The 1,161-nt window shown below is 37.0% G+C and carries 3 protein-coding genes; all 3 read right to left on the minus strand.

What is annotated here, in order from left to right; translation table 11 throughout:
- A partial coding sequence (locus BTHERMOSOX_RS11370; protein ID WP_171004770.1) for an FKBP-type peptidyl-prolyl cis-trans isomerase occupies nt 1–186 on the minus strand: 186 nt, incomplete at its 3' end.
- A gap of 58 nt (nt 187–244) precedes the next feature.
- Nucleotides 245–676 (minus strand): hypothetical protein, encoded by a 432-nt coding sequence (locus BTHERMOSOX_RS11375; protein ID WP_138121221.1) that lies wholly within the window; start codon nt 674–676, stop codon nt 245–247.
- A 12-nt stretch (nt 677–688) separates the two neighbouring features.
- A partial coding sequence (locus BTHERMOSOX_RS11380) for an IS1595 family transposase (protein WP_138121222.1) occupies nt 689–1,161 on the minus strand: 473 nt, incomplete at its 5' end.

Below are 1,161 nucleotides of genomic sequence, written 5' to 3' on the forward strand. Positions count from 1 at the left end.
AATAGAAACATCACAAGATTCACCAACTTTCATGCCCTCAAGTGCTTTTTCCAAACCAGGGATAATATTGCCATGACCTTGAATAAACGGCATAGGCTCTTTTCCTTGTGATGAATCAATTACATCGTCGGCATCGTTTTTAAGAGTGTAGTGCATTTCAACTACTGCGTCTTTTTTTACTGTCATTTTTTATCTCCTGGAATAAATTTAAATTTTTAGTTATCAGCTATATTAGGGATGAAATTTATTTATTCAACCATCGGCCTTGCGCAAACCACAATAACCATGCTGCTATAAATAGTACAAATATGCCGTCTTGAATCCAAGGCTCGATCGAATATTGCTTAACCACGAGTGCCGACAAAAATAAAGCTAACACCACAAAGCCAGTTTTACACTTGATACGATCCTTGCGTAGCTCGTGTCTAGCGCAATGCAAAACCACATCAACTAAGTTCTTAAATGGGTAGATCAACAAGAAGATGATGACTGGTGTTAAAATCACCGATAAAGCAATTGAAATCAAACCATCAACATCAGCCTCAACAAAGCCAAAATAAGCGCCAATATCCATCCCTGCTAAGGTCGAGATAATATAATCTCCTGGAAACGAAACCCATTCAATAATCGTTTGCAATGATGTGTCGTTTGATGTGATATTTTCTGAATTGTTCATAATTATTTAGGGTCATGACAACTTAAGCGACTCTTTTCTGAACATTTCAAGCAAAATCTTATAAAGATTTTGCTTGCGATTATTGAATCTAAATTCACATTCTTTCAAGTGTAAATTAAACATATTTTTATTCATTCCTTTAAATTTTACCAGCCTTGTTTTGGCATAACCCCAAAATGATTCTATGCCGTTAATATGTGCATTACCACGAGCAAATTCATTCTTGCTATGATGTACTCTAAAATGCTTCTTATAGCCAAAATCTACTAAACCATTATACCCTCGCCAACCATCAGAATGAATGACGCTTTCAATACTAGTTTTACCCTTGATAATCCTTTGTAGGGTAGTACTTTTGCAGTTTGGAACAATCTCAGTATAAACCTTATCACCTCTTTTTAGCAAGCCAAAAACAATGGTTTTCCCTAAGGCGCCACGGCCGCGTTTTCCGCGGACGCGCCGTGCGCCAAAATAGCTTTCATCGA

This window comes from Bathymodiolus heckerae thiotrophic gill symbiont, from assembly GCF_900128515.1.
In the GTDB taxonomy this organism is placed as follows: Bacteria; Pseudomonadota; Gammaproteobacteria; order PS1; family Pseudothioglobaceae; genus Thioglobus_A.